This is a genomic window from Legionella pelazae (genome assembly GCF_052527395.1).
In genome coordinates this window covers 176,740-203,734 of sequence record NZ_JBNVZS010000005.1, presented here as the reverse complement: position 1 = coordinate 203,734, position 26,995 = coordinate 176,740, and the positions used below count along the sequence as shown (strand labels likewise).

Below are 26,995 nucleotides of genomic sequence, written 5' to 3'. Positions count from 1 at the left end.
GAATCCAAACCCTTTCCCGTTTTTGCCATGCGGTTCTAGTAATATATTCTAATGGGATACCATTTAAATCGCCTTTTACTGTTAAGCCGTTTTTTTGTGTGATATTTGTAAGGGCTTGAATATCCACAGTGCCATCATAGCGAATGCCAGTCCCCGCATAAACCCAAATCTTGTCAATCATATACTCTCCCAGAAAATATATTTTGATATATTATTACACAAATTGATTAACAAATTATTAAATTAGGCCATATTGCAAAATATTGCCAGGGCAAGTGTAACGCACAACACACTATAATGAAGCCTCTCTATGATTTGCTTAGCGCGGGCGTTAAGGCGTTTATCTTTAAGACATAAGCCGCTCATTTCTTCTGAGAAAACTCTCTAGGTGTACCACTTCTTAAACTCAGGATACAGCTAACTTCTTTCACTTATATACATTTCATCTATTTCTCATTAGAAATGTTTTCAACTAAAACTTAAGGCTAATTGGAAAGACTTGCGCGGAGATGACATGGAATTTGCAGATTAGTGAGCAAGGTTATAGCAAGTGCTGTTTAACTGTTTCTTTGATGTAAATGCTGGTATATACGAGCAGCGAGCTCGGCATTAATGCCGGCCACTTTTACAATTTCCTCAATAGGTGCCTTAGCAAGCTCACGTAAACCACCAAAGCGTTGTAACAAGGCATGCCGTCTTTTAGGGCCGACGCCCTCTATCTTTTCTAAAGAGGACTCAAGTCCGGCCGTATTTCTTTTTTTACGATGAGCCATAATGGCAAAGCGATGCGCTTCATCACGTATTTGTTGCAATAAATGTAATGCCGGTGAATCGCTTGGTAAGGTCATTTCCTTTTCTTGAGCCACAAGGATTAATCGTTCCCAGCCTGCTTTTCGATCCATACCTTTAGCAATACCCAATAAAGTCACACCTTCAATACCGAGTTCCTGTAAAACACGCTTGGCAACACCGACTTGACCCCTACCGCCATCAATAATTAACACATCAGGTAGATTTTGCTCTTGTAACAATCGCTTATAGCGTCGTGATAAGACTTGTTGCATGGCGGCATAATCATCAGATGGCGTGATGCCGGTAATATTAAACCTTCGATAATCACTTTTACGGGGCCCTCCTGCATCAAATACAACACAAGATGCTACCGTTAGTTCACCTTGTGTATGGCTAATATCAAAACATTCCATCCGTACAATAGGTTTTTCAAGTTCTAAAAGCGTGGCTAAAGCGTTATAACGCTTTGCCATCGTTGCTGCTGAAGCTTCATGTTCACCTACAGCTAAACGCAAATTGTTCTTTGCAAACTCAAGCCAACGAGCTTTTACACCACGGGGGTTTACTTGGATACAACATTCTTTGCCTCGTAATTTAGTTAACATATCCTTAATGAGGTTAAGATCGTTTACTGCCTCATCTAAAATTAGTAATGCAGGAATTCGTTCTGGAACTTCAACATAATAAAAGGAAATAAAGGCTTCTAAGACTTGTTGACGTAATTCACTCTCTTGTATAGATAGTTCAGGTACTGTGGGGAAAAAACTTTGACTGGCAATAACATGACCATCACGTATAGAAATACATTGCACGCAAGCAAAGCCTGCTCGAGCTTCAATCGCAATGACATCTGCATCTCCCCGTAATTGCACCACACCTTGTTGTTCTTGCACTAAACGCAAACTTTTAATTTGGTCTCGTAATACTGCTGCTTGTTCATAAGCGAGCTGTTGTACAGCAGATTCCATACGAGCTTCTAGTTCTTTTAAGATGTCTTGGCATTTTCCCTGCAAGAATTTAACAGCATCATTTACAGACTGCTGGTAATCAGCAGCAGAGATATAACCTGTACAAGGCGCTGTACAGCGCTTTATTTGATATTGCAAGCATGGCCTTGAGCGAGTATTAAAATAACTATCTCGGCAATTTCGAATCTTAAATACTTTCTGAATGGTACTTAAAGTATCGCGAACCATTCCCGCACTTGGATAAGGCCCAAAATATGTTCCCTTTTGCGGTTTCTTTTTACTCCGATACATTTCTAATCGAGGATAAATATGCTCTGTTGTAAGATGAATGTAAGGATATGACTTATCATCCCGCATTAAAACATTATATTTAGGGCGTAATGTTTTAATCAAATTACTTTCTAAGAGGAGAGCTTCTGTTTCAGTTTTAGTAATTGTCACTTCAATTGAAGCAATTTGGCTAACTAACGAACGAGTCTTCGTACCTACCACTTGTCTAGAAAAGTAGCTACTGACACGTTTTTTTAAATTAGCTGCCTTACCAATATAAAGAATGTTACCTTTTGCATCTAACATTCGATAAACGCCAGGCTCCCTAGTAAGATTAGCTAGAAAATTACTTAATTCATTCGATAAAGTTTGTTTACTCATGATTAATTATTACGAATAGATACTTCATTGGAATAACTGCAAGACTACTGTGCCGAGAGAATTCATGATTAAACTGTAGCATAAAATGAATTTTGTTGCTTTGTTTGATTTTAAAGCAATTTAACATTATTTTGCTATAAAAGATTTTCCTTCTTATATTAAATTACTATTTTTGATTTAAAACGCTCGTACGACATAAAAAAGTCTTCGACTCTTTTATGTCTAACTCACGTTAGTTATCATCTAACAGTACATCAGATGGTTTTTCAATTACTCTATGTTTTAGGGCAAGATGTGTTAACTCAACATCATTTTTAATACTCAGTTTTTCAAAGATTCGGTAACGATAACCATTGATAGTTTTTGTGCTTAAAAACAGCCGATCAGCAATATCTTGTACTGTCATGCCACTCGTAATCATTAACATGACCTGCATTTCTCGCTCTGATAAAGCGTCAAAAGGTGAACCTTGAACAGCCATAAGGCTATTAATAGCCATCTTTTGAGCAATCTCGGCACTTAAATATTTTTCACCCTTGGCTACTTTACGAATGGCTGCAGCCATTTCTTGCACACCAGACTCTTTGGTAAGATAACCCATAGCGCCTAGTTGTAAAATACGTGTGGGTAGCGGTTCGGCACAGATTGCCGTTACCGCGATGATTTTAATATGAGGATTGGATTTTTTAAGACGCCTTGTTACTTCCCATCCATCAATACCTGGCATTTTCATATCCAGTAAAACGACATCCGGTCTGTGAGATTTCACCAACAATAGGGCTTCCTCGCCACTTGCAGCCTCAGCAACTACATCCATATCAGGCAAATCTTCTAAAAGTCGGCGAATACCCATTCTAACCAACGCATGGTCATCAACAATGAGTATTTTGATCAAGCGATGCTCCTTGACAGTTTGTCAGCCAATAAACTCCTCGCATAACCTAAGTATTTTTGCCTATAGCAAGATGACAACATTTGAGCGATAAACAATACAGTAACGCTTACAACTTTGTATTAAAGCAAAATTACATGTATGCAAGAGGTCTCACAATTCAAAAGTACGACGATATTAACAAGACTAACTAGGCATTACAATTAAAGATATTTATTAAATCTTTTCAAACCTTAGCAATTGCCTTAGTAAATCATCAAACTACTTTAAAATATTCCCATTTAATTGCATATTGATTTCATGCTACCTTTCTTATATTTCAATTCATCCTATAAAGTATAATAAAAGCATTTTTAACAGGCACGAATATGAATACTTGGGTTATTTTCTTCCACCTCAAATAAGGGCGGAAATTCTCCTAACTCACACGCTCGCTGCATATATTTTTCTATATCCTGGCAAACAAAATCATATAAAACTTGATATTTGTCAATAACAAAGTAAATTTGCTGTAACTTATCAATGCGATAAGGTGTGCGAAATGCAACCACCGGATCAAATAAAACGCGCATAGGTATATCACTTTCAACACTATAAGCAGTTTCACTGATTGATGATAAAATTCCTCCTCCATAAGCGCGTAAACCACAGTCCGTTTTAATTAAACCAAATTCAACAGTAAACCAAAATAAACGCTGTAATAAAGGCCATTGACCCTCTGGAAAGGCCAATACTTTACAAGCATAATTACAAAGAAAATTAGCATACACAGGATCAGTTAGCATTGGGCAATGGCCAAAGAGTTCATGAAAAATATCTGGCTCTTTAATATAGTTTAGCTCTTCTTGGCAGCGTATAAATGTTGCAGCAGGAAAATATCGCTCCGCTAATAACTCAAAAAATTCACGCGCAGAGATTAAGGCCTCTACTGGTTTAACTTGCCAACCAGTTAATGCGACTAATTTAGAACTAATATCAGGAAGCTGTGGAATACAATTGGATGGTAAATTAAGTATCTGTAGTCCCTTCAAGAACTCATCGCAAGCTCGATTAGGTAAAACTGCCATTTGTCTTTCATATAGTTGCTGCCAGATACTATTCTCTTCCTGGGAGTAATCTATAAGCCCTTCTGCATTAGGTTGATGCGAGACATATCGACTAACAAATTTCATAATAGCTCCTGGCACTCATAGTTATCTATGATGATTAGAATAATACCTTTACATCTATGAGAAAGCACATATCTGTTTTTAAGTAATTATTCTCTTAAACTAATCAATCCACTAATGCCAATATAAAAAACAATGCGTTATCTATAGGACGATATGACTTAAATTATAGCTATTTATAATAGAAATCAAGAAATGCGCTTGCCAATTTTAGAAACTGGAATAAATGTTTCAATACCTGCCTCTAAACGATGCTGCTCTCCTTTCCATGCATGGCCATAAATTATTTCATAAGTAAGAGGATATTTATCTTTTGTAAGGAAAGATTCATAGTTCTTCTCAAAAGCCTTCCAGCGGCCTTTTGCAGTTAAGCCTTGATTGCGGGCCGGATTTATATTACGTACACCTTGGGCTTTTAAACTAGAAATAAGTTCTTTTAGATTACGATAATGAACAGTTAAATACTCCATATCAACAACAGGATCTAAAAACCGCTCACTTAATAGACAGTCACCAATATCATGCATATCCATAAAACTATTAATATGCGCATAATTATCAACAAGCGACCAAGCTTGTTTTAATTCTTTAAAGGTATCTGGCCCTAACGTTGAAAACATGAAACAACCATTAGGCGACATCACTCGATTTAACTCGCGAATTAAAGACGCTAATGTTCCCCAATGGATAACTTGATTAGCAAAAACTAAATCAAATAATCCATCTATAAAAGGTAATGCCACCATATCGGCATTAACCAAGAACCATTTGCGCCAAAGTTTTTGTTTTTGTTTAGCTTGTAATAGCATTTTATAAGCAATATCGACCCCTATGATAATGGCTTTCGGATACTTCTTTTTTAGTAAAGTAGTAAAAATACCAGGCCCACAACCTAAATCAAGTATAAAGCGCGGACTTATTTTTAAATAATCTAAACGGTTAAAGAGCCGATTACCTATTTCGGATTGAACTTTCGCTGCTTGTTCATAATGGGCGGCATGCTGATTAAAGGCATTGCAAATTTCTGTTTTAGGATTCATCATATAGACGCTTAATTAATAGGAAGTCCAACGGATTATGTTTCAAAAGCTCGCAAGTATATCACGAATACTACGTCTAACTGCAGTATGTGTCTTATGTAATCAATATCATCGGGAACAACTTGCTATTTGTAATCCCTGCTTAGAACTTTTTATCCCTCTAAAATATGCATGCTCAATTTGTCGAGTCCCATTACTTAGTGATTCTATCTTGCAGTGTGGCTATTGTATCAAGCAAAAGCCAGACTATGATCAAGTATTAACAGCTTATGCATTTGAAGAGCCACTACGAACACTCATTCATCAATTTAAATACCATCAAGCACTTTATTTACGTGTTTTGCTAACTAAATTCATGCTAGATGCCCTGCCCTGTCAATCCTACCGCCCTGACTGCTTTATACCTATACCCTTGCATCCTAAACGACTATATAGTCGAGGATTTAACCAATCTGTCATATTAGCTAAATTATTGTCTAACTATTTAAGCGTCCCTGTAGACTTAACCCTTTTACACAAAACTATAAATACGCCACCTCAAGCGACTTTATCTAGAAAACAGCGGCATCAAAACTTAAAGGCCTCATTTACAACTAAATCAAGTCGCTATCAGCATATAACTATTATTGATGATCTAATAACAACAGGAAATACAGCAAATGAGGTTGCAAAATTACTAAAAAGGCAACATGTTCAACGCGTTGATGTATGGTGTATAGCCAGAGCTTCTATAAAGTAACGTGAGTTAGACATAAAAGAGACAAAGCTCTTTTATGTCATAACGAACGTTATCCCGTAAAATACGCAGTATTCGCGGGATCCAGATCAAAACAACCGAGTTAGTGCACCATACGTTGTAAATCATTTGAGATTAATTGAATTACAAAAACAATAAAAGCAATAAATGCTAAACGATAAAGGAGTACTTCTAAGGCAATAGAAATAGGTTTGCCACGAATCTTCTCTATTACAGTTAACATAATTGAACCGCCATCTAAACCGGGAATAGGAAATAAGTTAACTAGACCCACTGCCAAGCTAAAATTTGCTATAAAATATAAAAAGATAATTACGCCTTGATTTAAAGAACCAACGGAAACTGAGATTAAACCGATTGGCCCAAGCAATGATGAAAAAGGGATAGCGCCAATTAAAACTTGTTTTAAAGCTAAAATTAAAAAAACGACCATCCGAACGATAGTATTAAATGCTTCCTTAATAGCTGTTAAAAATGGTTTAGGAGCAACGTGTTTTCTATATTGAGGTGATTTATCAATTGTCACGCCTAAGAAGCCCGTTAGACCTTTAGTATTTTTAGTAAAAGGAGTAGCTAGATTTAATTTTAATTGTCTTTCCTGGTTATTTACATCAGCGACAGTGGCAATAACATCAGGTTTACCTAAATTAACAATCAAGACATTTCCAACTTCTTGCCAAGAGTTTGTTGGCCAATTTTCAATACTTACAAAACGATCAGATGCCTTAACACCTGCAGTTGCCGCAACACCTTGGGGATTAACCTCTTTTATTATTGGCAGTAATTGCTGATAACCTGTCATATAAAAAATAGTTAAAACCAGCAAGGCGACTAAGAAATTAGCTACCCCACCCGCTAAAAGAATTACAATACGCTGCCAAGCTGGCTTCTTGTCAAAACAGAAAGAATAATTATTAGGCTTAACTTCTTCAATACGCGAGTTTAATAACTTAACATACCCGCCCAGAGGCCATATGGCCCATACCCACTCCTGCCCCTTTTTATCTTTCCAAGATAAAATAGGTTTACCGAAACCAATTGAAATACGTTGGATCTTTACGCCAAATAATTTTGCCGCTATTGCATGACCTGCTTCGTGCAAACCCACAACTAATATCAAAGTTAAAAGGATAGCGAGTAAAGCAATAAGCATGTCAAATCCCAATTAACGTGTATTATCAACTACTAATTGCAACACAGGACGACGTGTGCGTCCAGAATTTAATTCACACCCTTTTCTATACACCTCAAATGTTCGATAAACTTGGTTAGTTTCACTATCCACTAACTCCACATCATCGCCTTGGTCATCCAATAAGGTAACGTTTAAACGAATTTCTCGAAATTGAGTAATTTGATAATGTTCTTTAAATAAACGCAATACACTTAATAAACTTTCAGCTACTTCTTCATTAGTATGTTTACCTTGCAAGATAATTTCCATTTCCTGCTCCTTATAAAAGGAATCACTATAATTAGCGGCATAAGTTAGAATGTCTTGAGTTATCAGTGTTTCCATGGGTTAGCTAAGTGAAGCCATTGATTCTTTTGCAAATTTAATCCTTAATGTTAAAATTCAATCTTAAATTTTTATGATGTCTATAAATGAAAACAGTTTTGGTTTACAATTCATAATTATAGCGTAACCGTGTAAATATATGGTATTTGTTGCCTGTGGGCTCAATTACAAAACAGCTCCCCTAAATGTTCGTGAAAAAATTGCCTTACCACCGGCAGTGCAAGGCGACTTTTTGCAAAATTTAATTGCTCAATCTGCAGTCAATGAAGCAGCTATTTTATCAACTTGTAATCGTACAGAAATTTATTGTGAAACAGAGGACCCTAGGGAATTAATTCCTTGGCTAGCAGAGGAACATCAAGTAGCTAAACATGATTTACTGCCTTTTTGTTACTTGTATCCTGGTGAACAAGGTATAAAACATACCCTACGTGTTGCTAGTGGATTAGACTCCATGATGCTTGGTGAGCCTCAAATTCTAGGTCAAATGAAGCAAGCTTATAAGCAAGCTTGCCAGGCCGGAACTATAAAGACTAATTTACGATTCATTTTTGAATATGTTTTTAAGGCCAGTAAACGTGTTAGAACTCGTAGTGGTATAGGTATAAACCCAGTTTCAGTTGCTTATGCAGCAGTACAACTTATTAATAAATTATTTTCTAATTCTAAAAATCTGGATGTTTTTTTAATTGGATCGGGTGAAACAGCCACTTTAGTTGCAAAATATTTGCATAAGCAAGGTATGCATCGCTTTAAAATAGCAAGTCGCACACGAGAAAATGCTCAACAATTGGCAATGAACTTTAATGGCGAGGCCTTAACTATTGGTGATATTCCTGAACACTTATCGCAGGTTGATGTAGTCATTTCTGCTACTGCTTGTCCGCTACCTTTCATTAATAAAAGCTTAGTAGAAGGCGCACTGGCAAAGCGCAATCATGCGCCAATGTTTTTTTTAGATTTAGCAGTACCGCGAGATATTGAACCTGATGTGAGTAAATTAAAAAATGTAAGTCTCTATAATATAGATGATTTACAAATTATGATTGAACAAGGGATGAGTGAAAGACGCTTAGCAGCACTACAAGCAGAACAATTAATTGATTGCGAATTAGATAATTATATTCGTTGGCATCGATCACTACGAGCCAAAGAAGTTATTTGTGATTATCGCCAACGTATGAAATTGCTTGCTGAAGAGGAACTACTTCGTGCAAAAACAAAATTATCTAGCGGACTTAATCAAGATTTAGTCTTACGTGAATTCTGCGATAGACTTGTAAATAAATTAACCCATCATCCTACCATTGGTTTAAGACAAGCAGCTTGGGATGGCAGGCAAGAGTTACTTGATCTTACTCATTACTTATTTAACACCGAAAATGACCCCGTAACTTTATGAAAAAATCGCTTGAATTAAAATTGCAACAATTATTAGAACGCTTTCAAGAAGTAGGCCATCTACTTTCAGAGCCTTCAGTGATTGCAGACCAAAATCAATTTAAAAATTTATCTAAAGAATATGCTCAACTAGAGCCTTTAGCGAATTGTTACAATACTTATTTACAAGCAGAATCTAATCTTAAATCGCTAGAGGAGTTGATATCTGGCTCCGATCAAGAATTAGCGAGTATGGCTGCTGAAGAAATTGATGAGGCTAAAGAAAAAGTAGAACGACTTGAAGAGGAATTACAGTGGCATTTAGTTCCTAAAGATCCTGATGATTCACGTAATGTCTACCTAGAAATACGAGCAGGAGCAGGCGGCGATGAAGCTGCTATTTTTGCTGGTGACTTATTTCGGATGTATAGTCGTTATGCTGAGAACCAAGGCTGGCAAGTTGAAGTTGTTAGCGCAAATGCTGGCGAGCACGGTGGTTATAAAGAAATTATTGCACGAATTGCAGGTAATGCTGTTTATTCACAGTTAAAATTTGAATCTGGTGCACATCGTGTACAACGTGTACCTGCAACAGAATCTCAAGGCAGAGTGCATACTTCAACCTGTACCGTTGCTATCTTGCCTGAAGTTGAAGAAATTGACGATATCGAAATTAATCCTGATGAACTACGTATTGACACTTATCGCTCTTCAGGAGCCGGTGGACAGCATGTTAATAAAACCGACTCAGCTATTCGTATTACTCACTTACCTACTGGCGTGGTCGTAGAATGTCAGGATGAGCGCTCTCAACATAAAAATCGCGCTAAAGCAATGGCTTTACTAAAAACCCGCTTACTTGATGCAGAGCAAAGTAAGCAACGGCAAGAACAAGCTCAGACAAGAAAGCTTCTTGTAGGCTCAGGCGATCGCTCAGAGCGTATTCGTACTTATAACTTTCCTCAAGGTCGTTTAACCGATCACCGGATTAATTTAACGCTTTATCAGCTCACTGATATTATTGAAGGTGATATATCAGCTGTACTTGATGCGCTCAAACGTGAGCATCATGCTGAGCTTCTTGCAGAACTTGGACGTCATGAATAATACCGTTAAAGACGCTCTTGAGCTTGCAATAAGGCAATTAGCCGAATATATTCAAGGAGATGCGCGAGCCGATGCTGAGATTTTATTAGCGCATGCCATGGGTAAAACCCGTACTTATATTTATACTCATCCTGAAGCTGGGTTAACGAAAGAAGAATTCAAGCTTTTTCAACGATTTGTTGCACGCCGCTCACTTGGCATTCCGGTTGCCTATATTATTGGAACTCGTGAGTTTTGGTCCCTACCTATAAAAGTCAATGAAGAAACACTTATTCCGCGGCCTGAAACAGAATTGCTTGTCGAAATCACTCTAAATTTATTAAAAGATTACCCTAAGGCGCGTATCTTAGACTTAGGGACAGGCAGTGGCGCCATAGCGCTTGCTTTAGCTAAGGAAAGATCAGACTGGGAAATTACAGCTTGTGACTGTAGCAAAGGCGCACTAGTAACAGCTAAAAAAAACGCTCATCTTTTAAATTTGTCTAATGTTCACTTCTGTTATTCTGACTGGTTCTCCAAAATCGAAGAGACGAAGACATTCCATGCTATTGTTTCCAATCCACCTTATGTTGCAGCCAATGATCCACATTTACTTTCCGGTGATTTACGTTTTGAACCGCAACTTGCATTAGTTGGTGGTTCCAATGGGTTAGCTGCTTTAGAACACATTATTAAACACAGTATTGCGAGACTTAAACCAAACGGGCTATTATTAATAGAGCACGGTTTTGATCAAAAATCTGCAGTTGCGTCTATGCTTAATAATTATGGCTATCAAGATGTAAGATGTTGGCAAGATTTACAAGGACATGACCGAGTTAGTGTAGGAAAGTATATAATTAGTTGATGACAGAGCTAATTTTTGGTATATCTAAGCGCCTTTAATTGTCATGCCCTTAGGTTTGCATCTGATTCTTTTAGTGGCAAGAAGAAAATCTTGAGAAAAAAGTCAGATTTAAGTGCAAGTTAAGTGCAGTTAATTCTAAATTACTTATATAAATATAAAAGATTTTAGAATTATTTTCGCTTAATATGCGCTTGAGGCTTTTGTTATTATGAACAAGGATAGGGCGTGTATGTGGATAAGTACCAACGTGGGAGGCAATTATGCCAGCGCAATCAGTTAAGTCAAAATTTAAAAGTGATGCTACAGGTAACATGGGTATTCCCTTCTATCAAGAAACTGAAGGTGAAGAGTACATGAATGAAAAGCAGCTAGCGCATATTGAAAAAATATTACTAGCATGGCGTCAGTCTCTTATGGAAGAAGTAGATAGAACTGTATCCCATATGAAAGACGAAGCAGCTAATTTTCCCGATCCATCTGATCGTGCCAGTCAGGAAGAAGAATTTAGCTTAGAATTACGTACACGTGACAGAGAGCGTAAGCTTATTAAAAAGATTGAAGACGCCCTTGAACGTTTAAGGGACGCAGATTTCGGCTATTGTGAAGCATGTGGCATAGAAATTGGTTTACGCCGTCTAGAAGCTAGGCCTACTGCAACACTTTGTATCGATTGCAAAACCCTTTCTGAAATAAAAGAGAGACAAAATCAAGGCAGTTAACTCATTTTTCTTCGCAATCTACCAACGTCTCGTAACTAGTTTGCGGGATCTAGTGAACTAATTACATCACTAGATCCCGCGGACAAGCTGCGGGACGTTGGCAGGATGATTGGATTCCACAGGCAAGTCACGGGAGGTCGGTAAGGAAAAAAATGCTTATTAATAGACCTTTCATTCTTTTCTATAATGAGCCTATTCCTCTGCACTCACTATTCATGAGGTATGTTTAAATCTTAAAGAAAATATTCTCAAACTTCTAACAAGCTATCAATCTGATGCAGATAGCGTGTCACTGTACCTTTATTTTTATTTAAAATTTGTGTTGCATTCTTTACTAAAGATTGTCGTTTATCTTGATGCTTGTGAAGTTCTATAAGTTTGGCAACTAATTCATCTGAATTATCAACTAATATAATTGCGCTAGCTTCTTCTAATGCATTGCAAATTGCTTTAAAATTATGCATATGTTTGCCACTAAAAACTGGAACTTGCATTGCAATAGGTTCAAGTACATTATGACCGCCAACGGGAACTAAACTACCACCTATAAACGCATAATGACTGATTTGATAAAAGGTCAGTAACTCACCAATGGAATCTAAAATAATAACCTCTTCATCGCTTATTTCACTTTTTATTTGACTCCTTAAGCCGGTTTTAAAACCCATTTTGCACGATAGCTGATAAACTTTTGAAAAACGCTCGGGATGGCGAGGTGCAATTAATAATAAAAGATTAGGAATATGAGCTTTTAATTGATTTAAGCGGGCTAAAATAAGTTGTTCTTCCCCTTCATGTGTACTTGCAACAATAAGTCTTATTCTATTTTCACCTAAATATTTATCAAATTGTAATAATTGCACATTAGCTGGCGGAATTTGTAAATCAAATTTTATATTACCGCCAATTTGTACTTTATTCTCTTTAGCACCTAGCTGTTTAAAATAAGAAGCATCCTCTGCGCTTTGCGCAAGAATTAAATTAAAATTATTTAACAAGGGCTTAAACAAATATTTAACTTTTTTATAACCCTCATAAGAGCGTCTAGATAATCTAGCATTTAATAATAATAAAGGTATTGTCTCTTTAGTTGCGATAGTAATAAGATTTGGCCATAGTTCTGTTTCCATAATAATGCCTAGACGGGGCTTATTAAATTTAAAGAATCGTCGCAAAGCTTGAGGTAAATCGTAAGGAATATAGCGATGCGTAACGCGATTTTTAAAGTGAACTTGAACTTTTTCTGCACCAGTGGGCGTCATAGTGGTAATTAATAATTGCTTATTTTTTTGCAATAGTGCTTCAATTAAAGGAATTGCAGCAATGACTTCGCCTAAAGAAACAGCATGAATCCATACATCATAGAACGCTTTTGTTTTACTACCATAACCAAACCGTTCATTTATACGTTGTCTGTAAGCAGGTAACTTTCGCCCTTTCCACCATAAGCGTAAAAGTAAATAAGGGCTTAAACAGTAGAATAAAAAAGAATAAATTTGGCGCATATAAAAATTTATAACAAAATACGCCATTATACCTGTTATAAAAGCACAAATTCTAGAAGAAAATATTAAAATTAGCCTATAAAGTCTGTTAAAACTTAATAAAACTCGTAATTCTTCAAAACACCTGGCAAAATTAGGGCTAAAATTAACAAGGACCTTTCTACTTTATAAATAATAACATTTAGGTCGAGTTGTGATTAAAAATATAACCCTATCGGAACTATAATAGTGAATTTTCGTCAATTCTTTACCACCCATGCTTGGTGGGGAAAAATTCTAGGATGCTTCTTTGGCTACTTGATAGCCGGCGCTGTTGGCGCTTTTTTTGGTATATTAATTGGTAACCTTTTTGATAGAGGCTTAGTTTCTCATTTTTCACGCCCTCACTGGACATATCATGATGAGAAGCGCAAATCCGTTCAAAAAATTTTTTTTCAGGCAACCTTTACAGTGATGGGGTATGTTGCTAAGGCGGATGGCCGGGTTTCGGAAAATGAAATTCAGATGGCTAGACAATTAATGAATGAAATGCGTCTTGGTAAAGAACAAAGAGCATTAGCAAAACGCTTTTTTCAACAGGGTAAAAATAAACACTTTAATTTAGACACCATGCTATCTACTTTAAGAAGTGTTTGCCGAGATAACCTTGAGTTATTAAAATTATTCATGGATATTCAATACCGCTCAGCCCAAGTAGATGGTTTAAATGAAAAGAAAGTTGAAGTTCTCGATTCTGTTTTTATACGCTTAGGTTTTGCACCTCTACGCCAACAATATCGCTTTTATGAAGATTTCCACTACCAACGAAATACCCGCTCTCAGTCTTCGTCACATTCTTCCTCAAGGCAGCGGGGGTCTTATCAAGGTAATCGAAATTACAATTATCAAACATCCCCACCTAATTCATTAGCACAAGCTTATGCACTCTTAGAAATTAGTCAATCAGCTACAAAACAAGAAGTTAAAAGAGCCTATCGTCGGCTTATTAGTAAAAATCATCCTGACAAACTTATTGCTCAAGGGTTACCAGAAGAAATGATTAAAATGGCTAATGATAAGACGCAAAAAATTACTAAAGCTTATGAACAAATTTGCACTAGTAAAGGTTGGTAATACTGCCTTGTTATACTGCTAATTAGAATTTAAGTCTTGTAGCTAAATTAATTTAGTTGGTTATTAACCTATAGATCAACTTAGATGCGATAAGTTAAATTCATAAAAATAGAATAGAGAAATGGAAAATAATCTTTAGCCGGGTCAATTTCTGATTCACCATAACCTGCCGTGTAATTACCATTAAAGCCCAACATAAAATGGCGGCTTAGCTGTATATTAAAACCCATATCAAACGTCGGTGTTATTCGCCGATCATTATTAATTTTATCGTAACGATGAATAATAGCTGCCCCTGCCCCGGAGTAAACCTTTATTTGGGTATTAGGTATGATCAACATAACTTTACCTATAAGGCCAGTGACCTCTGTATGGCTAATAAAATGAGTCGTATCATGATTAAAAGCAAATAAGCTATCTTTATCAAACTTCACATGCGCAGATGGATAATGCCGATAATGTGACTCAATTGCAAAATAAGGATTAAACTCGTATCCTGAAAAGACCCCCCACATTCCACCACCTTCCTGCACCCGAATAGGTGTTGAGATAGTCATGGCACCATTTTTATTTTTTTCCGAAGGTACTAAGCCTTCCCAAGTAGTTGAACCATACCCTGCTGATAAGCCAAGATATATAGTATTTGAGGGAGAGGCTATTTCTGCTTGGGCAATACTTGACAGTAAAGCCATAAAAAAACAGCCTCTTAAAAAATTAATAATTTTATGCATTAGAATTCACTTAAAGCAAAATTTATATTTACTAAATTATCTGCAAGCTTTTCCTGTGCCACTACATAATCTACCCTTAGAGTCTTTACCACCTTTGCGATAACAATTCCATGAATCAATACAGACTTGAGCAGGTGTTTCACGCTGATATGCACAAGCTCGCTCTAAAGTACCAAATATCGCAAGCATACGTTGATATAACTGGTGCATATTACTGCAAATTGATTTAGGTAAACCAGAACTCGTACAGTGACATTGAGCAGATACTTTAAAGGAACTACAAAATGCTGGACTTGATGGTAAAGCTGCTCCAGGACAAGCTGCAAGTACATTCGTAGAACCAACTAACGAAATTAGAAAAATGCCTAAAGTGATTATTTTTTTTAACATCATCAATCCTTAATGTAGTTAATGGAAATACTTTTTGTTTAAGATAATCAGTTTTTAGAAGTAACTATTTAACTATACAAGCAACTTTATTGAAAAGCCAATTACAATAACTCATAAATTTATCTTGAAATTTTTTTAATTAAATGAAAAAGTAATTAAAAATTTATTTATTTTACCATGCATAATTACTTTATTAAACGAATTGGCCCAGAAGAAATAAAGCTAACCATAGAGTGGGCCGCAAAAGAGGGTTGGAACCCAGGCCTCAATGACGGCGATTGTTTTCATCAGGCCGATCCTTTGGGATTTTTCGTAGGAAAGTTAAATAACAAAACCATTGCTGTCAGCTCAGCAGTTATTTACAGCGAAAAATTTGGTTTTTTTGGCTTATATATCGTTGATCAAGCTTACCGGAATAAAGGATATGGTCTAGAATTAACCAAGCACTGTTTAAATTATTTTGGTAACCGGAATGTTGGCTTAGATGGTGTTATGGCTATGCTAAAAAAGTATGAGCGTCTAGGTTTTCAGCTCGCTCATACTAACGCTCGCTATCAATTTACTAACCTTTCACCTCAAATGGACAATCATGCTAAGATTGTGCCCTTAAAACAAATTAGTTTTAAGAAGTTAATTAAGTTTGACAGACGGTGTTTCCCGGCAGCTAGGGATAATTTTTTACAGGCGTGGATAAATCAGCAAAGCGCGGTAAGCTTAGGGTTCATTAATGAAGGAGAATTACTTGGCTATGGTGTTATTCGCGCTTGTCAAATTGGCTATAAAGTTGGTCCTTTATTTGCCTCTACACCTGAAATCGCTGAACTACTGTTTTTAAATCTTGCACATTATGCTGCGGGAGAAACAGTCTATTTAGATATTCCTGAACATAATCCTTATGCTGTAGAATTAGTAAAAAAATATAAAAGTAATAAGATTTTCTCTACGGCGCGCATGTATTTAAAAGAAGAGCCTCAATTAGCTTACGAACAAATCTATGGTATTACTTCTTTTGAATTAGGTTAAATGACTTGACTTATACAGGATATTAGAAAATTAATTAAGTATTAAGCAAATTAATTAACTAGGTATGTTTAGCGTCCATCTTTATTCTATCTAAAGTTAATCCAATTTTTTAGCTACTCGTTTGGCTTTTTATACCGCAAAGTATAATTATCTGCTAACTTTTTTGCTTGCTGTAATTGATCAGGCGTTAGTTGTTGTTCTAATTCATCTCGATTTTTAATTGCATCAGTAAAGTCATTAGCTATAGCCGTAGAAAACCATGCATAAGCTTCTATCCGATTTGGAGAGACTCCAATGCCATCGCGATAGAAGATACCTAATTTATTCTGTGCCTTACCTAAACCTTGCTCTGCTGATTTACGCATCCAGTTAAGCGCTAACTGAGTATCTTTATCAATACCTTCACCATAGAAATACATATCAGCTATATTATATTGAGCGTTAGCATTACCTTGCTCAGCGCTTTTTTTATACCAAAAAAATGCTTTTTCAAAGTTGGCTGGAACAACATTACCCACATCATAAAAAGTACCTAGTTGTAATTGTGCTTTAGCATGACCTTGATCTGCCGCTTTTTGAAAGAAATCAAAAGCTTTACTCTCCTCTTTAGGCACTCCTTCTCCATATTGATACAATAAACCAAGATTATATTGAGCGCTGGCATTACCTTGATTGGCAGCCTTAATGTACCATTGCATGGCTTGAGTTAAATCCTTATTAACCCCTATCCCCATATCATACATATAACCTATTGCTAAAGCGGCTTCAGAATTGCCTGCTTGTGCTGATTTTTTATAATAAGACATTGCCATATTATAATCACGTGGCACACCATTCCCATTTTCATACATATAGCCTAGGCTATAGAGCGCTTGAGGCTCTTTTTTCTCTGCTGCTTTTTTGTACCATTCAAGCGCCTTTTGATAACTTTCTGGTGGCTTTTGATACCAATAAAAGTCAGCTAACAAAACTTGCGCATCAACGTTACCTTGCTTGGCAGCAGACAATAACCATTGTTCAGTTTTTTGCGGATTATAAGTAACCCCTTGGCTGTTATAGTACATTTTACCTAATAAATATTGCGCCTTCGCATCACCTCTCTCCGCTTCTTCAAATAAGAGAAGATATGCTTTCTCATAATGTTGTTGATTATACGCTTTCTCACCTTCTTCAGTAGTAGCAAAAATTGGATTTAAAAAGGTAATAAAAAAAAGGAATAAAAGAGGATTCTTAATGTCCATGAGCGTCTTATCGTTAATTATTCTAGTGTAAAATATAGGCAAAAAGAATTCTTTTAGCTAGTAAGGCTCAGTATATTGAATTAGAGTTGTCTGACTGATGCTCTTTTTTGCGGACTTTGCGATGAATTTTTCCATCCTTGCCATGGACGATTAAAGATGTGCCTTGATTTTTGCTAATTTTTCTAGCAATTTCAGTGGCTAATTGTTGCGTTTTAATTTGCCTTCTAGTAGCACGAATTGCATTATCCTTAACTATATCCCATCCCACTTTACTATTAGGTAATACATGATGATAACGTTTGTTTTTTCTCATAATTTCTATAACTTAAACTAAGTAATTCTATTGATAATATTTGTTTAATGACTTAAAAAGAGACCTTGCTCCCTTTGTGTCGAACCCATATTAATTTTAGTACATAATAAAGAATTTATAAGCGGTTTCGGCTAATAAATTGGTGTAAATTAACTAATTAAATTACACTTAAAACGCTAATAGCTAAAAAAGGAAATTAACTAATTATCAAAGGAACAATGATGACAACATACAATATTGGTGTAATTGTCGGAAGCTTACGTAAAGACTCATGGAATCGTAAAATTGCTAACGTTTTAGTGTCACTTGCACCTCAGACGTTAAGTTTAAAATTCATTGAAATAGATAAACTTTCATTATTTAATCAAGATGAGGAAAGTAACCCGCCAAAGCCCTGGGTAGAATTTAAAAATCAAGTTAAAGGTGTAGACGGCGTATTATTTGTTACACCAGAGTATAATCGTTCAATTCCGGGTGTATTAAAGAATGCACTAGATATCGCTTCTCGGCCTTATGGTCAAAGTGCTTGGGATGGCAAGCCTGGAGCAGTAATAAGCACCTCACCCGGCGCGCTAGGTGCTTTTGGTGCCAATCAACACTTAAGACAATGTTTTGTTTTCTTAAATATTCCTTGTATGCAGCAACCAGAAGCCTACATTGGTAATGCGACAAAATTATTTGATGATAAAAATAATCTAACTAATGAAAACACGAAAGATTTTTTAAAAAATTTTATTGATGCTTTTGCTAAATGGGTTGAAACAAACGTTAAGTATTAATGCGTTAGATTTATTATAATATTTGATGCTTAAATTTATGCCTGATATTATTTATTTTAATTAAATGTCGCTTACATGACGACTTTATTAAAGACGATTCATATAATGAAGAATACTACCCCTTTTATTTTGCAGGGTTTATGTTTAAAGTTAACTAGAACGATTAAGAGAAATATATTTCAAAATTTCCTCAATAGGCAAACCCATAACACTGTAATAAGAGCCTTTTATTTCTTTAATAAACGTATTATATACATTCTGAATGCCATAACCTCCAGCTTTATCAAAGGGATCTCCTGAATCAATATAATTTTGTATTTGCTGCTCTGTAAGGGTATGAAAAGTAATTTTCGTTGTTACACAGTCAATCCACCAGCGTTTTTCTGGCAGAAAAATTAAGGCATAACCAGTATAGACTTCATGAGATTTGCCACTTAGCATACTTAACATCCTATATGCATCATTGCGGTCTTGCGGTTTTTCTAAAATATGATTCTGATAAGCCACTGTAGTATCTGCTGCCAGAATTAAATCCGCCATATCTAAATTAACTTGCGGCAAAATAGTTTGCGCTTTTTCTCTGGCAAGTCGCGTTACGTATTTTTTAGCTTCTTCATCTTTTTGCTGAATTTCTTCAATATTGGCAGGCATAACAACAACATTTAATCCATGCTCTTTCAATATTTGTAAGCGTCTTTGAGAAGCACTAGCTAAAATTATTTTTAATAGATGATTAGGTTTCATAAAAGAAAGTTTAATAGTAGAAAAATAAAACTCTGTATAATAGCTTATTAAAGTTAACTTCTACCAATAAAATAGCTTTGATTTAGATTGTCTAGATTGACAATTCTAGCTTTTGGTATACGTATAAACCCTCGCCTTTCTACTTCCGGAACAATACACTTTGCGATTTGCATTTTTAGCCAGTATTCCCTCTGTAGTAAGCGCTGCTTTATTGTACCGGATAAATAACGATTTAATAAACAGTAAGATAAAAAAATAAAGAGTTATCAAAAGAAAAGTAGGCTAATAATTGCAGACTATATTAAATAATATAAATTCCGAATATTGGGCTTTAGAACACTAGAATAGTTTAATCATTGCCTAATGGTAGAATTAAGTTTTAGAATACTTCATTAGATAAATTTATAGTTACGTATGACTATCTTAACTTTTAAAAACGCAGATATGTCAGAGTTGCCTGAAATAGTAAACTTAATCATTCGCTCAAAATCCCACTTTCATCCCAATAAAGAACAGTATGTAATGGACTTTGTTCAAACTTGGGGGCCTAATGCCTACTATATTGAAGATAGTATCTTACTAACTGCTAAGTACCAGAGTACAACCATAGGCGTTATTGGGATGCGTGCTCCTTCCTCCAAAAGACAATTTGCTAAATTGGATTTATTGTTTATAGATAACACCTTTATAGGTCATGGCTATGGAAAACAACTTTGGAATAAAGCGAAGGAAATTGCTAAAAAAGAAAATTGGAATTCATTTCGATTCATATCAGATAATATTCCGAAAGTGATTGAGTTTTATGAAAAAATGGGCGCAACTAATGTTGCAAAACTCAATCTAGCTACAGGCTGTTTCCCTATAATGGAATATATCTTATCAAAAAACTAAGAAATATATTCTCCTTTTTCTTTGCTAGATATTAATAATTTTCATAAGTTAATTTGTGTGTTTTTGGGACATTAACCAACTTTCAGGTTAATACTATTATTCGCAAATGCATTTATTTTATAGTCTTTATCATCAAGAAATAAGTAAAATAAGCTAAATTTAGGCCACCAACACTTTTCTTAAACAACAAGCGATTCCATAGAAACAATATCTCTCTTGTGACTATTGAAAATGCAGGCCATATGCCTTAGTTATGGTTAGAAAATTTAGCTACTGTAGAACAAGCCTTTTATGACTTTATTAAATTACATCATAAAATCTCTTCTCAGTAATGAGCTAGAAGGCATAATTTTCTAGACAAGCGATAAGCTTAACTTAAAATAATTAAGAAATTTCTTAAGTTAATTGATCTTGATTTATTGAGTTGGTATTGTCGATATTAAATGTTTAATTAATTGGGAGAAAACAATGGAATGTAAATGTAATGTATGTGGCATGAGTGTTAAAGGTATAGTATGCGGTAAATGTGAAGCATCACTTGTAACCGATACGATAACATCAAAAGACAATAAGCAAGTACAGGTAGCAAAATGTCCAAATGGATGCGGTAGAATTAAATCACCTGTCTGTTGCGGCCAAGATATGGTTTGCTCTTAAATTTTTAAAGCCTTTAAATATAAAAATAGAGTAGGAACAAGTTAATGCTGCTAAATTTTAATAGCAGCTTTATTGAATAACCTATTTAAATTAAGAATTGAAAAATTGTGAAATAAGATTAGCTACTGGGGCTGGATTATCCATATGGACATGATGTCCACCCTGAACTTCATGCACAATTAAATCTCTTAGGCATTGAGCTCTACTTTGAAATATTTCTTTTGGATAAGAAACACCTTGCTTCGCCCGAATAAGGCATACTGGCACTTCAATGGCTTTAAACAGTTGTTTTAATTCATCTTCGCCTGGAAGAGTTGAACTAACACAGCGTAATCGTTGATCAAATGTCCAATGCCATCCATCTTTACTTTTTATAGTTCCTCGGGTAACTAAAGCTTGCGCTGCCTGATAGCTTATATTACCAATTTTCATCTTAATACAAAAATTTGTTTGTAATAAATGAAGTAATAATAAGACTATTTATAATCTGCTTTCAGACTAGACTTATAGATGTAGATCCCTTAGCATTCAAGCGTTTTAATATTTTCTAAGTACGATTAATTAAGGTATTTCATGTCTCACGATAAATTCGAAAGTTCAGATGCTAAAGATCTCAAGTTATTAAAACTGGCGCAAAATGCTGTGTCGAGAAATTTAACACCCTATGCAACCAGTCAACTATTGAAAGGTTCTGATAAAAACAATTTACAACAATTTTTCTTCTACTACACTCTTTTTAAAGAAGGAAAAGTAACTAATGAAAATTATGAAAAAATCGTAGAGACATTCAAAGATAAATTTCATAGTGAAATGATAGAAAAACACAAGCTACCAGTATTTTCATCAAAAGGTTCTAATTTATATAATATAATCACAGATGGGTTAGAGAGCAAAAATACCTCTTGTGGGATTTAAATATTATTTTGTATATGAGCGGGTGATGGGAATCGAACCCACGTTATCAGCTTGGGAAGCTGAAGTTCTACCATTGAACTACACCCGCATAATCTTTTTAAATGGCAAAATTAGCAAACCTATTGCAAAGAAAACTCAACATCAAACTTATCACATAATGCCTTGAGCATTAAAGGAATTCTTCCTTCCTCTACGAATTTTGTTTAACTGGCATTTTGACATTTTAATAAACCATCAAGATTATTAAGCGCCTTTTCATCTTGTATTGTTAATAAAGTAACCCAGGCTGCAATGATCTGATTGTAAGTTAAAATCCGTTTTAACCATTGTTTTTGCTTTTCTTGTTTAGCAATTTTCTCGCTTAGCGCCCGTTGTTTTTGATCTAAATTTTTCCAATTGGTTATCGCATTGGCAAGTATGAAATTTTTATTGTTTATAGCCCATTCATAAATAATGGTATTGCGATTTTTTTGATAAGCTATTAAATCAGGATCGTTTTGTTTTTCTGATAGGTATTGCAAATAATACATTTCAAATTGGTAAGGCTGAGTGTATAAATTTTGTTTAATAATAGTTTGATAAAATTCTTTTTCAAAAACTTGCTGTTTGTTACTAAGAGGTGAGTTTTGTGATTGGTTAACCGTTTCTTGCCAAATTGGCATAATAACATGAAAGGTAAGATTCATCATTCCCTCCCAAATAGCTGTCAATTCCTTGCCTTGTTGTTCTATTTGTTCTTCCATTAAGTTTACTTGCTCTTCTTGTTCATTTAAAGACAAGGAGGCAAATTCACGCGCTTTAGGCATTAGCTGAATGATTTTGTCTTCAGAAGCCTGCGCCATCCTAATAAATTGCGAAAGATCATCATTATTGATATCTAAAAGTCCTCTTTTATAATCTAAATAAATGGACTGAATGGTTTGGGTATCATAATTTTTAATACGAGATTTAAACTCTTTAGCTGTAAATAATTTGGCCCATTGGAGCAAATAATAATCCGATGTGGCTAAGGGAATATCTACAGTCATATCTTCGATGACTGCATTTTGGTGAGCAGCAAACATGCTTTTAGCCGGCTCTCTAATTTTTTTACCATTAATAACACTGAGGCCTGTGTACCATTCAGTAAACGATCGTTCATAGCCCTGATAGGTAACGCCATTAGCCTCTGCTGTACAGCCACTGGCATAATGATCATCATTTGAAGCAGTAAAACCGCAAATTCTAGGATTAGCTGTAGGATATTGTCCTTGAGGAGTTGTAACAGATAATTGATGAAATCCCCCGGAATAACACTGAGACATGGCAAAAATAACGTATCGGCTCGGTATTAGGGCCAGTAGGGAAGATAATTCATTTTTAGATAGACAGACTTTGCTAAAGTTCTTTGGATTGGTGAAATTATTAATGAATGGCTTTTGGTAATGCCATAGATCAATGCAATTGTTACCATAGGGATTAGTACTTTTATTGCCTTGAAACGCATGTGGCATGCCATGGTCACTGACAAAAAGCAGCAACTTATCAGTAGGATTAATTTGTTGAATTTTAGACGATAAAAAAAAGGCATTAATATTATGCTTATTGGCTTGCTGGTTATTAGTAATAATTCCGGTAAACATGACATCTTGTTTATTTTCATTAGTATTAATGAGTTTGTGGACATCAAAAGGCACAGGCTGGGTAGTTGGATTATTACCTCCTCCAAAATATATACTGACTGTTTGAGGGTCAAAGCGAGTGAGTAAATGCTCATAAAGCGTTTTTGTTTGCAGGTATTGAGTATAGTGATTTAGGCCCGGATTATCGCCTCCAGATAATACTAAAACCTGTTGATTTGCATAAAGAGGAGCAATACATAAGAAGAATAAAATTAAAATACTTTTTCTCATTTAACTGTTCAAATTTAATCCATTTTAAATAAAGAATAGTAATTTTTGGTCTTAATTGCTAATTCGCACTAACCAATAAATAGGAGCTTTGCTTTAATTATTTGCGCAATCCAGGTTATTGTATGCTACACAGGCCCCCTTCACCCTGGTAACGTTCTAGCTTGTCTGTAGAATCCAATCATCCTGCCAACTTCCCGTAGGCAGTTGAGGGATTTTAAAAAGCGTTTCAAAAGATCAATGCAGGACAACCTAGCGTTCACTTAAATCTAAAATTACTTTATATAAACCATCAATAACGCGTGCAAGACGTGCATAGTCAATAGTGTTCGGTAAATCAGATTCGCGATGATAATTAGGATTACGAAATAAAGCGGTTCCTGTGACCATAATCGCAGGATACCCTTTTTGCCAAAAAGCCCATTGATCTGACCAACCTACACCCGTTACGCCGCTTGGTGCAGCTAGGCCTTCTGAAGGAAAAGAACTATGTTTGCGAAATGAAGCAATAACCTTCTGGAGTAGACTTCTTGAGGAAACATTAGCTACAAAACCAATGAAATCAGCCGTATCAGGATAAAAATAAGAAAACGGAAAAGGATAGTTTTGAGAATTTTCTGCAGTAGAATAATAGCCTATACTTTCTAAAGAAAGCATAGCAACAACATTGACATTCTTTTCTCTTAAAGAATTAGCATAATAAAAGCTTCCCATTTCAGGTGTTTGAAAGAAAGGAGGCTCCTCATTAACAAAAGCCACAAAACGTATTGTTCTCTTCGTTGGGTTATCTTTTAATAATCGCGCAAGCTCAAGTAATGCAGCTACACCTGAGCCATTATCGTCTGCGCCAGGTGAACCAAATACTGTATCATAATGAGCGCCAATAATAATGATCTCATCTACCAGCTTTGAGCCTTTATGCTCAGCAATGATATTCCTAACAGGCTTATTTTGAGCCAAATATTCCTGAGAGATAACCTGATAACCTAAACTGGTAAATTCTTTTTCAATATAATTTGCAGCAGCAGATAAATTCCTTTCATGCCATAAATTTCGCTCACCAATTTCTTCGGCAAGCACAAGAATATGCTTTTTTGTTAACTTAGCAATTTCCTCTTCTAAAGTCGTTAATGGTAAAAAAGGGCCCCGATAAGATCTTCCTGGCATAGTCAACATATAAACTGTCCCTAGCAATAAAAGTAGACATACTATGATGATAAACCAAGACCATCTATAATTCCTTTTTAGCGGCATTTACCTTACCTAGGATTCGTTCTTAAAGAGTCAGCTTAGCCAGCTAAACGAGCTCGAATTCGCAACATAGCTTGTGTATGTATTTGACATACTCGTGATTCACTTACTTCAAGCACTTCGCCAATTTCTTTTAAATTTAAATCTTGCTCATAGTATAGAGACAATACTAAACGCTCCTTCTCAGGCAGACCTTTAATAATGTCTGTTAAATGTTGCTTCAAATCAGCTTGAATAACATGCGTATGTGGTTCGGTAATGCCATTATTATCCGATTTAAGCATATCATCGGTTACGCCTAAATCCTCAAAACCATATAATTGACTGCCAGCTGCATCTTTTAACATATCATAATATTCATCTAGACTAATATTTAATTCAGCAGCCACTTCACTATCTTTAGCCTCACGACCTAAACGGTTCTCTACCGTTTTAACTGCTATAGCAATAAGCCTTGCATTACGGTAAACTGATCGTGGGACCCAATCATTTCGCCGAACTTCATCTAACATGTGTCCACGAATGCGTATACCTGCATAAGTTTCAAACGAAGCACCTTTGGTAATATCATAATGTCTAGCTGCTTCTAAAAGCCCCATCATGCCAGCTTGAATCAAGTCGTCTAATTGAATAGAATGCGGCAATTTAGCCTGAAGGTGATGAGCAATGCGTTTCACTAATAACGCATAAGCTTTAATAAAGGTTTCTTGTTTTAATTGAGTAGCCTTGCCGTATGCTGCTAACGCATCCACGACTGTCTCCTTATTATCTTTATTCTCTTTGTTTTAGTAAGCCCTAATCTACTTTTAATAAAGCTAAATAATAAACTCACTAATACTCTTTTGATACTAGACGTTCTAAAAAGAAACTGGTATTTCCTCCCAGGGCCTGTTTAAAGGGCCAACTTTCTATCGTAACAGCCATCTGATAAAAAGCCTTAGACGCACTACAGTTAGGATAAGCAGTTAAGACGGCCTGTTGCTTTTTCACCGCATCATGCATACGCTCATCAAATGGAATAGCCCCTAGATAATCAAGCCTTACATCTAAAAATTGTTCAGCCACCTGATAAAGTCGGTTAAATAATTCGCGCCCTTCCCGTAAATTGCGTACCATATTAGACAGTATCCTAAAATGAACCCAATCAAATCGCTTATTCATCACCTTAATTAAGGCATAAGCATCCGTTAAGGCAGTAGGCTCATCACATACAATAACAATAACTTCTTGAGAAGACCGGGCAAAACTTAAAACCGTATCGGAAATACCTGCAGCAGTATCAATAATCATGTAATCAAAGTCATCTGTTAGCTCACTAAAGGCATCAATAATGCCAGCATGTTGTACTGCAGTAAGCTGAGTCATGTATTCGGTACCTGATGCAGCAGGAATCACTGAGATGCCTTCAGGGCCAGTTAATATTATATCTGTTAAACGGCATATACCTTGTATTACATGAGACAAATTATATTTAGCTGAAAGCCCTAACATAATATCGATATTAGCTAAGCTTAAATCAGCATCAAAAAGTAAGATTTTCTTCTTCTTTTGCGCCAAAGCCACTGCCAAATTTACCGAAACACTGCTTTTTCCAACGCCTCCCTTACCAGCCGAGACAGCAATGACTTTTACGGGCTTAAAATTAGACATATGATGAAAGCTTGTCTCGCTGCTAACGTCCTGCTTCCTTGTCATATAATCTCCTTTAAAAC

The 26,995-nt window shown here is 35.7% G+C and carries 29 protein-coding genes and 1 tRNA gene; 11 read left to right on the top strand and 19 right to left on the bottom strand.

From position 1 onward, the window contains the following. The 5 genes from ACQUW5_RS07790 to bioC form a co-directional block, all read right to left on the bottom strand. Positions 1-181, bottom strand: a 181-nt coding sequence (locus tag ACQUW5_RS07790; RefSeq protein ID WP_444990665.1) for a hypothetical protein, incomplete at its 3' end; no start/stop codon positions are given. Positions 182-557: 376 nt separating this feature from the next. Further along, positions 558-2,411, bottom strand: coding sequence for an excinuclease ABC subunit UvrC (gene uvrC / locus ACQUW5_RS07785; protein ID WP_444990664.1), 1,854 nt, complete (start codon positions 2,409-2,411; stop codon positions 558-560). 232 nt (positions 2,412-2,643) lie between these two features. After that, the gene (letA, locus tag ACQUW5_RS07780; protein WP_444990663.1) at positions 2,644-3,306 is read right to left on the bottom strand and encodes a two-component system response regulator LetA; all 663 of its coding nucleotides are present in this window, start codon (positions 3,304-3,306) and stop codon (positions 2,644-2,646) included. Between the two features lie 350 nt (positions 3,307-3,656). Beyond that, positions 3,657-4,475 carry a phenylalanine 4-monooxygenase gene (gene phhA / locus ACQUW5_RS07775; RefSeq protein WP_444990662.1) on the bottom strand — a complete coding sequence of 273 codons (819 nt, stop codon included), beginning with the start codon at positions 4,473-4,475 and terminating at the stop codon, positions 3,657-3,659. Between the two features lie 185 nt (positions 4,476-4,660). After that, positions 4,661-5,512: a malonyl-ACP O-methyltransferase BioC gene (bioC, locus tag ACQUW5_RS07770; protein ID WP_444990671.1), complete on the bottom strand. Its 852-nt coding sequence runs from the start codon at positions 5,510-5,512 to the stop codon at positions 4,661-4,663. A gap of 37 nt (positions 5,513-5,549) precedes the next feature. Between bioC and ACQUW5_RS07765 the strand changes: the two genes are divergently transcribed. Next, positions 5,550-6,251 carry a ComF family protein gene (locus tag ACQUW5_RS07765; protein ID WP_444990661.1) on the top strand — a complete coding sequence of 234 codons (702 nt, stop codon included), beginning with the start codon at positions 5,550-5,552 and terminating at the stop codon, positions 6,249-6,251. 100 nt (positions 6,252-6,351) lie between these two features. Here ACQUW5_RS07765 and ACQUW5_RS07760 read toward each other — a convergent pair whose 3' ends face one another. After that, positions 6,352-7,422 (bottom strand): M50 family metallopeptidase, encoded by a 1,071-nt coding sequence (locus tag ACQUW5_RS07760; RefSeq protein ID WP_444990660.1) that lies wholly within the window; start codon positions 7,420-7,422, stop codon positions 6,352-6,354. Between the two features lie 12 nt (positions 7,423-7,434). Continuing rightward, positions 7,435-7,713 carry a hypothetical protein gene (locus ACQUW5_RS07755; protein WP_115332557.1) on the bottom strand — a complete coding sequence of 93 codons (279 nt, stop codon included), beginning with the start codon at positions 7,711-7,713 and terminating at the stop codon, positions 7,435-7,437. Positions 7,714-7,927: 214 nt separating this feature from the next. Between ACQUW5_RS07755 and hemA the strand changes: the two genes are divergently transcribed. The 4 genes from hemA to dksA all read left to right on the top strand — a co-directional run bounded on the left by hemA (position 7,928) and on the right by dksA (position 11,841). Further along, entirely contained in the window at positions 7,928-9,190 is a 1,263-nt protein-coding gene (gene hemA / locus ACQUW5_RS07750; protein WP_444990659.1) for a glutamyl-tRNA reductase, read from the top strand. Continuing rightward, complete coding sequence (gene prfA / locus ACQUW5_RS07745; RefSeq protein WP_444990658.1) at positions 9,187-10,275, top strand: peptide chain release factor 1; 1,089 nt, start codon at positions 9,187-9,189, stop codon at positions 10,273-10,275. Before hemA ends, prfA begins: the two co-directional genes overlap by 4 nt. Continuing rightward, complete coding sequence (gene prmC, locus ACQUW5_RS07740; protein WP_444990657.1) at positions 10,268-11,122, top strand: peptide chain release factor N(5)-glutamine methyltransferase; 855 nt, start codon at positions 10,268-10,270, stop codon at positions 11,120-11,122. The genes prfA and prmC overlap by 8 nt, the downstream gene beginning before the upstream one ends. Positions 11,123-11,382: 260 nt before the next feature. Beyond that, the gene (dksA, locus tag ACQUW5_RS07735; RefSeq protein WP_115331598.1) at positions 11,383-11,841 is read left to right on the top strand and encodes an RNA polymerase-binding protein DksA; all 459 of its coding nucleotides are present in this window, start codon (positions 11,383-11,385) and stop codon (positions 11,839-11,841) included. A gap of 248 nt (positions 11,842-12,089) precedes the next feature. Here dksA and waaA read toward each other — a convergent pair whose 3' ends face one another. Then, entirely contained in the window at positions 12,090-13,346 is a 1,257-nt protein-coding gene (waaA, locus tag ACQUW5_RS07730) for a lipid IV(A) 3-deoxy-D-manno-octulosonic acid transferase (RefSeq protein ID WP_444990670.1), read from the bottom strand. A gap of 228 nt (positions 13,347-13,574) precedes the next feature. Between waaA and djlA the strand changes: the two genes are divergently transcribed. Continuing rightward, positions 13,575-14,459, top strand: coding sequence for a co-chaperone DjlA (gene djlA, locus ACQUW5_RS07725; RefSeq protein WP_444990656.1), 885 nt, complete (start codon positions 13,575-13,577; stop codon positions 14,457-14,459). 80 nt (positions 14,460-14,539) lie between these two features. On the opposite strand, the gene ACQUW5_RS07720 is transcribed toward djlA, so the two are convergent. Together ACQUW5_RS07720 and ACQUW5_RS07715 are read right to left on the bottom strand one after the other, a co-directional pair. Continuing rightward, positions 14,540-15,151, bottom strand: coding sequence for an outer membrane beta-barrel protein (locus ACQUW5_RS07720; protein ID WP_444990655.1), 612 nt, complete (start codon positions 15,149-15,151; stop codon positions 14,540-14,542). Between the two features lie 75 nt (positions 15,152-15,226). Further along, positions 15,227-15,580: a hypothetical protein gene (locus ACQUW5_RS07715; RefSeq protein WP_444990654.1), complete on the bottom strand. Its 354-nt coding sequence runs from the start codon at positions 15,578-15,580 to the stop codon at positions 15,227-15,229. Positions 15,581-15,757: 177 nt separating this feature from the next. Here ACQUW5_RS07715 and ACQUW5_RS07710 point away from each other — a divergent pair, with 177 nt between their 5' ends. Further along, on the top strand, positions 15,758-16,603 hold the full coding sequence (locus tag ACQUW5_RS07710; protein ID WP_444990653.1) for a GNAT family N-acetyltransferase: 846 nt from the start codon (positions 15,758-15,760) through the stop codon (positions 16,601-16,603). 113 nt (positions 16,604-16,716) lie between these two features. Here the strand turns inward: ACQUW5_RS07710 and ACQUW5_RS07705 are convergent, their stop codons facing one another. Next, the gene (locus ACQUW5_RS07705) at positions 16,717-17,844 is read right to left on the bottom strand and encodes an SEL1-like repeat protein (protein ID WP_444990652.1); all 1,128 of its coding nucleotides are present in this window, start codon (positions 17,842-17,844) and stop codon (positions 16,717-16,719) included. Positions 17,845-17,911: 67 nt separating this feature from the next. Next, positions 17,912-18,157, bottom strand: coding sequence for a DUF2188 domain-containing protein (locus tag ACQUW5_RS07700; RefSeq protein WP_444990651.1), 246 nt, complete (start codon positions 18,155-18,157; stop codon positions 17,912-17,914). Between the two features lie 221 nt (positions 18,158-18,378). Here ACQUW5_RS07700 and ACQUW5_RS07695 point away from each other — a divergent pair, with 221 nt between their 5' ends. Beyond that, positions 18,379-18,936 carry an NADPH-dependent FMN reductase gene (locus tag ACQUW5_RS07695; protein ID WP_444990650.1) on the top strand — a complete coding sequence of 186 codons (558 nt, stop codon included), beginning with the start codon at positions 18,379-18,381 and terminating at the stop codon, positions 18,934-18,936. A gap of 150 nt (positions 18,937-19,086) precedes the next feature. Here ACQUW5_RS07695 and ACQUW5_RS07690 read toward each other — a convergent pair whose 3' ends face one another. Then, positions 19,087-19,680 carry a Maf family protein gene (locus ACQUW5_RS07690; protein WP_444990649.1) on the bottom strand — a complete coding sequence of 198 codons (594 nt, stop codon included), beginning with the start codon at positions 19,678-19,680 and terminating at the stop codon, positions 19,087-19,089. A gap of 414 nt (positions 19,681-20,094) precedes the next feature. Here ACQUW5_RS07690 and ACQUW5_RS07685 point away from each other — a divergent pair, with 414 nt between their 5' ends. Together ACQUW5_RS07685 and ACQUW5_RS07680 are read left to right on the top strand one after the other, a co-directional pair. After that, positions 20,095-20,571: a GNAT family N-acetyltransferase gene (locus tag ACQUW5_RS07685; RefSeq protein ID WP_444990648.1), complete on the top strand. Its 477-nt coding sequence runs from the start codon at positions 20,095-20,097 to the stop codon at positions 20,569-20,571. Between the two features lie 468 nt (positions 20,572-21,039). After that, positions 21,040-21,228, top strand: coding sequence for a hypothetical protein (locus ACQUW5_RS07680; RefSeq protein WP_444990647.1), 189 nt, complete (start codon positions 21,040-21,042; stop codon positions 21,226-21,228). 90 nt (positions 21,229-21,318) lie between these two features. On the opposite strand, the gene ACQUW5_RS07675 is transcribed toward ACQUW5_RS07680, so the two are convergent. Beyond that, positions 21,319-21,660, bottom strand: coding sequence for an alpha/beta fold hydrolase (locus ACQUW5_RS07675; RefSeq protein WP_444990646.1), 342 nt, complete (start codon positions 21,658-21,660; stop codon positions 21,319-21,321). Positions 21,661-21,801: 141 nt separating this feature from the next. Here ACQUW5_RS07675 and ACQUW5_RS07670 point away from each other — a divergent pair, with 141 nt between their 5' ends. Continuing rightward, complete coding sequence (locus tag ACQUW5_RS07670) at positions 21,802-22,143, top strand: hypothetical protein (RefSeq protein WP_444990645.1); 342 nt, start codon at positions 21,802-21,804, stop codon at positions 22,141-22,143. A gap of 17 nt (positions 22,144-22,160) precedes the next feature. Here the strand turns inward: ACQUW5_RS07670 and ACQUW5_RS07665 are convergent. The 5 genes from ACQUW5_RS07665 to ACQUW5_RS07645 form a co-directional block, all read right to left on the bottom strand. Then, a tRNA-Gly gene (locus ACQUW5_RS07665) sits at positions 22,161-22,231 on the bottom strand. 115 nt (positions 22,232-22,346) lie between these two features. Beyond that, positions 22,347-24,035, bottom strand: a complete 1,689-nt coding sequence (locus ACQUW5_RS07660; RefSeq protein ID WP_444990644.1) for a hypothetical protein — start codon at positions 24,033-24,035, stop codon at positions 22,347-22,349. Positions 24,036-24,284: 249 nt separating this feature from the next. Beyond that, positions 24,285-25,286 (bottom strand): M20/M25/M40 family metallo-hydrolase, encoded by a 1,002-nt coding sequence (locus ACQUW5_RS07655; protein WP_444990643.1) that lies wholly within the window; start codon positions 25,284-25,286, stop codon positions 24,285-24,287. 35 nt (positions 25,287-25,321) lie between these two features. Then, a complete protein-coding gene (locus tag ACQUW5_RS07650) occupies positions 25,322-26,035 on the bottom strand; it encodes an RNA polymerase sigma factor FliA (protein ID WP_444990642.1) in 714 nt (237 codons plus the stop codon). Positions 26,036-26,114: 79 nt separating this feature from the next. Next, complete coding sequence (locus tag ACQUW5_RS07645) at positions 26,115-26,978, bottom strand: MinD/ParA family protein (RefSeq protein WP_444990641.1); 864 nt, start codon at positions 26,976-26,978, stop codon at positions 26,115-26,117. Positions 26,979-26,995 lie beyond the last annotated feature (17 nt).

What these genes read in the sequence shown, in the direction of transcription:
- uvrC (WP_444990664.1), bottom strand. Translation starts at nt 2,411, where the DNA reads ATGAGTAAACAAACTTTATCGAATGAATTAAGTAATTTTCTAGCTAAT.
- phhA (WP_444990662.1), bottom strand. Translation starts at nt 4,475, where the DNA reads ATGAAATTTGTTAGTCGATATGTCTCGCATCAACCTAATGCAGAAGGG.
- bioC (WP_444990671.1), bottom strand. Translation starts at nt 5,512, where the DNA reads ATGAATCCTAAAACAGAAATTTGCAATGCCTTTAATCAGCATGCCGCC.
- ACQUW5_RS07765 (WP_444990661.1), top strand. Translation starts at nt 5,550, where the DNA reads ATGTTTCAAAAGCTCGCAAGTATATCACGAATACTACGTCTAACTGCA.
- ACQUW5_RS07760 (WP_444990660.1), bottom strand. Translation starts at nt 7,422, where the DNA reads ATGCTTATTGCTTTACTCGCTATCCTTTTAACTTTGATATTAGTTGTG.
- ACQUW5_RS07755 (WP_115332557.1), bottom strand. Translation starts at nt 7,713, where the DNA reads ATGGAAATTATCTTGCAAGGTAAACATACTAATGAAGAAGTAGCTGAA.
- hemA (WP_444990659.1), top strand. Translation starts at nt 7,928, where the DNA reads ATGGTATTTGTTGCCTGTGGGCTCAATTACAAAACAGCTCCCCTAAAT.
- prfA (WP_444990658.1), top strand. Translation starts at nt 9,187, where the DNA reads ATGAAAAAATCGCTTGAATTAAAATTGCAACAATTATTAGAACGCTTT.
- prmC (WP_444990657.1), top strand. Translation starts at nt 10,268, where the DNA reads ATGAATAATACCGTTAAAGACGCTCTTGAGCTTGCAATAAGGCAATTA.
- dksA (WP_115331598.1), top strand. Translation starts at nt 11,383, where the DNA reads ATGCCAGCGCAATCAGTTAAGTCAAAATTTAAAAGTGATGCTACAGGT.
- waaA (WP_444990670.1), bottom strand. Translation starts at nt 13,346, where the DNA reads ATGCGCCAAATTTATTCTTTTTTATTCTACTGTTTAAGCCCTTATTTA.
- ACQUW5_RS07720 (WP_444990655.1), bottom strand. Translation starts at nt 15,151, where the DNA reads ATGGCTTTACTGTCAAGTATTGCCCAAGCAGAAATAGCCTCTCCCTCA.
- ACQUW5_RS07715 (WP_444990654.1), bottom strand. Translation starts at nt 15,580, where the DNA reads ATGTTAAAAAAAATAATCACTTTAGGCATTTTTCTAATTTCGTTAGTT.
- ACQUW5_RS07710 (WP_444990653.1), top strand. Translation starts at nt 15,758, where the DNA reads ATGCATAATTACTTTATTAAACGAATTGGCCCAGAAGAAATAAAGCTA.
- ACQUW5_RS07705 (WP_444990652.1), bottom strand. Translation starts at nt 17,844, where the DNA reads ATGGACATTAAGAATCCTCTTTTATTCCTTTTTTTTATTACCTTTTTA.
- ACQUW5_RS07700 (WP_444990651.1), bottom strand. Translation starts at nt 18,157, where the DNA reads ATGAGAAAAAACAAACGTTATCATCATGTATTACCTAATAGTAAAGTG.
- ACQUW5_RS07695 (WP_444990650.1), top strand. Translation starts at nt 18,379, where the DNA reads ATGACAACATACAATATTGGTGTAATTGTCGGAAGCTTACGTAAAGAC.
- ACQUW5_RS07690 (WP_444990649.1), bottom strand. Translation starts at nt 19,680, where the DNA reads ATGAAACCTAATCATCTATTAAAAATAATTTTAGCTAGTGCTTCTCAA.
- ACQUW5_RS07685 (WP_444990648.1), top strand. Translation starts at nt 20,095, where the DNA reads ATGACTATCTTAACTTTTAAAAACGCAGATATGTCAGAGTTGCCTGAA.
- ACQUW5_RS07680 (WP_444990647.1), top strand. Translation starts at nt 21,040, where the DNA reads ATGGAATGTAAATGTAATGTATGTGGCATGAGTGTTAAAGGTATAGTA.
- ACQUW5_RS07675 (WP_444990646.1), bottom strand. Translation starts at nt 21,660, where the DNA reads ATGAAAATTGGTAATATAAGCTATCAGGCAGCGCAAGCTTTAGTTACC.
- ACQUW5_RS07670 (WP_444990645.1), top strand. Translation starts at nt 21,802, where the DNA reads ATGTCTCACGATAAATTCGAAAGTTCAGATGCTAAAGATCTCAAGTTA.
- ACQUW5_RS07660 (WP_444990644.1), bottom strand. Translation starts at nt 24,035, where the DNA reads ATGAGAAAAAGTATTTTAATTTTATTCTTCTTATGTATTGCTCCTCTT.
- ACQUW5_RS07655 (WP_444990643.1), bottom strand. Translation starts at nt 25,286, where the DNA reads ATGCCGCTAAAAAGGAATTATAGATGGTCTTGGTTTATCATCATAGTA.
- ACQUW5_RS07645 (WP_444990641.1), bottom strand. Translation starts at nt 26,978, where the DNA reads ATGACAAGGAAGCAGGACGTTAGCAGCGAGACAAGCTTTCATCATATG.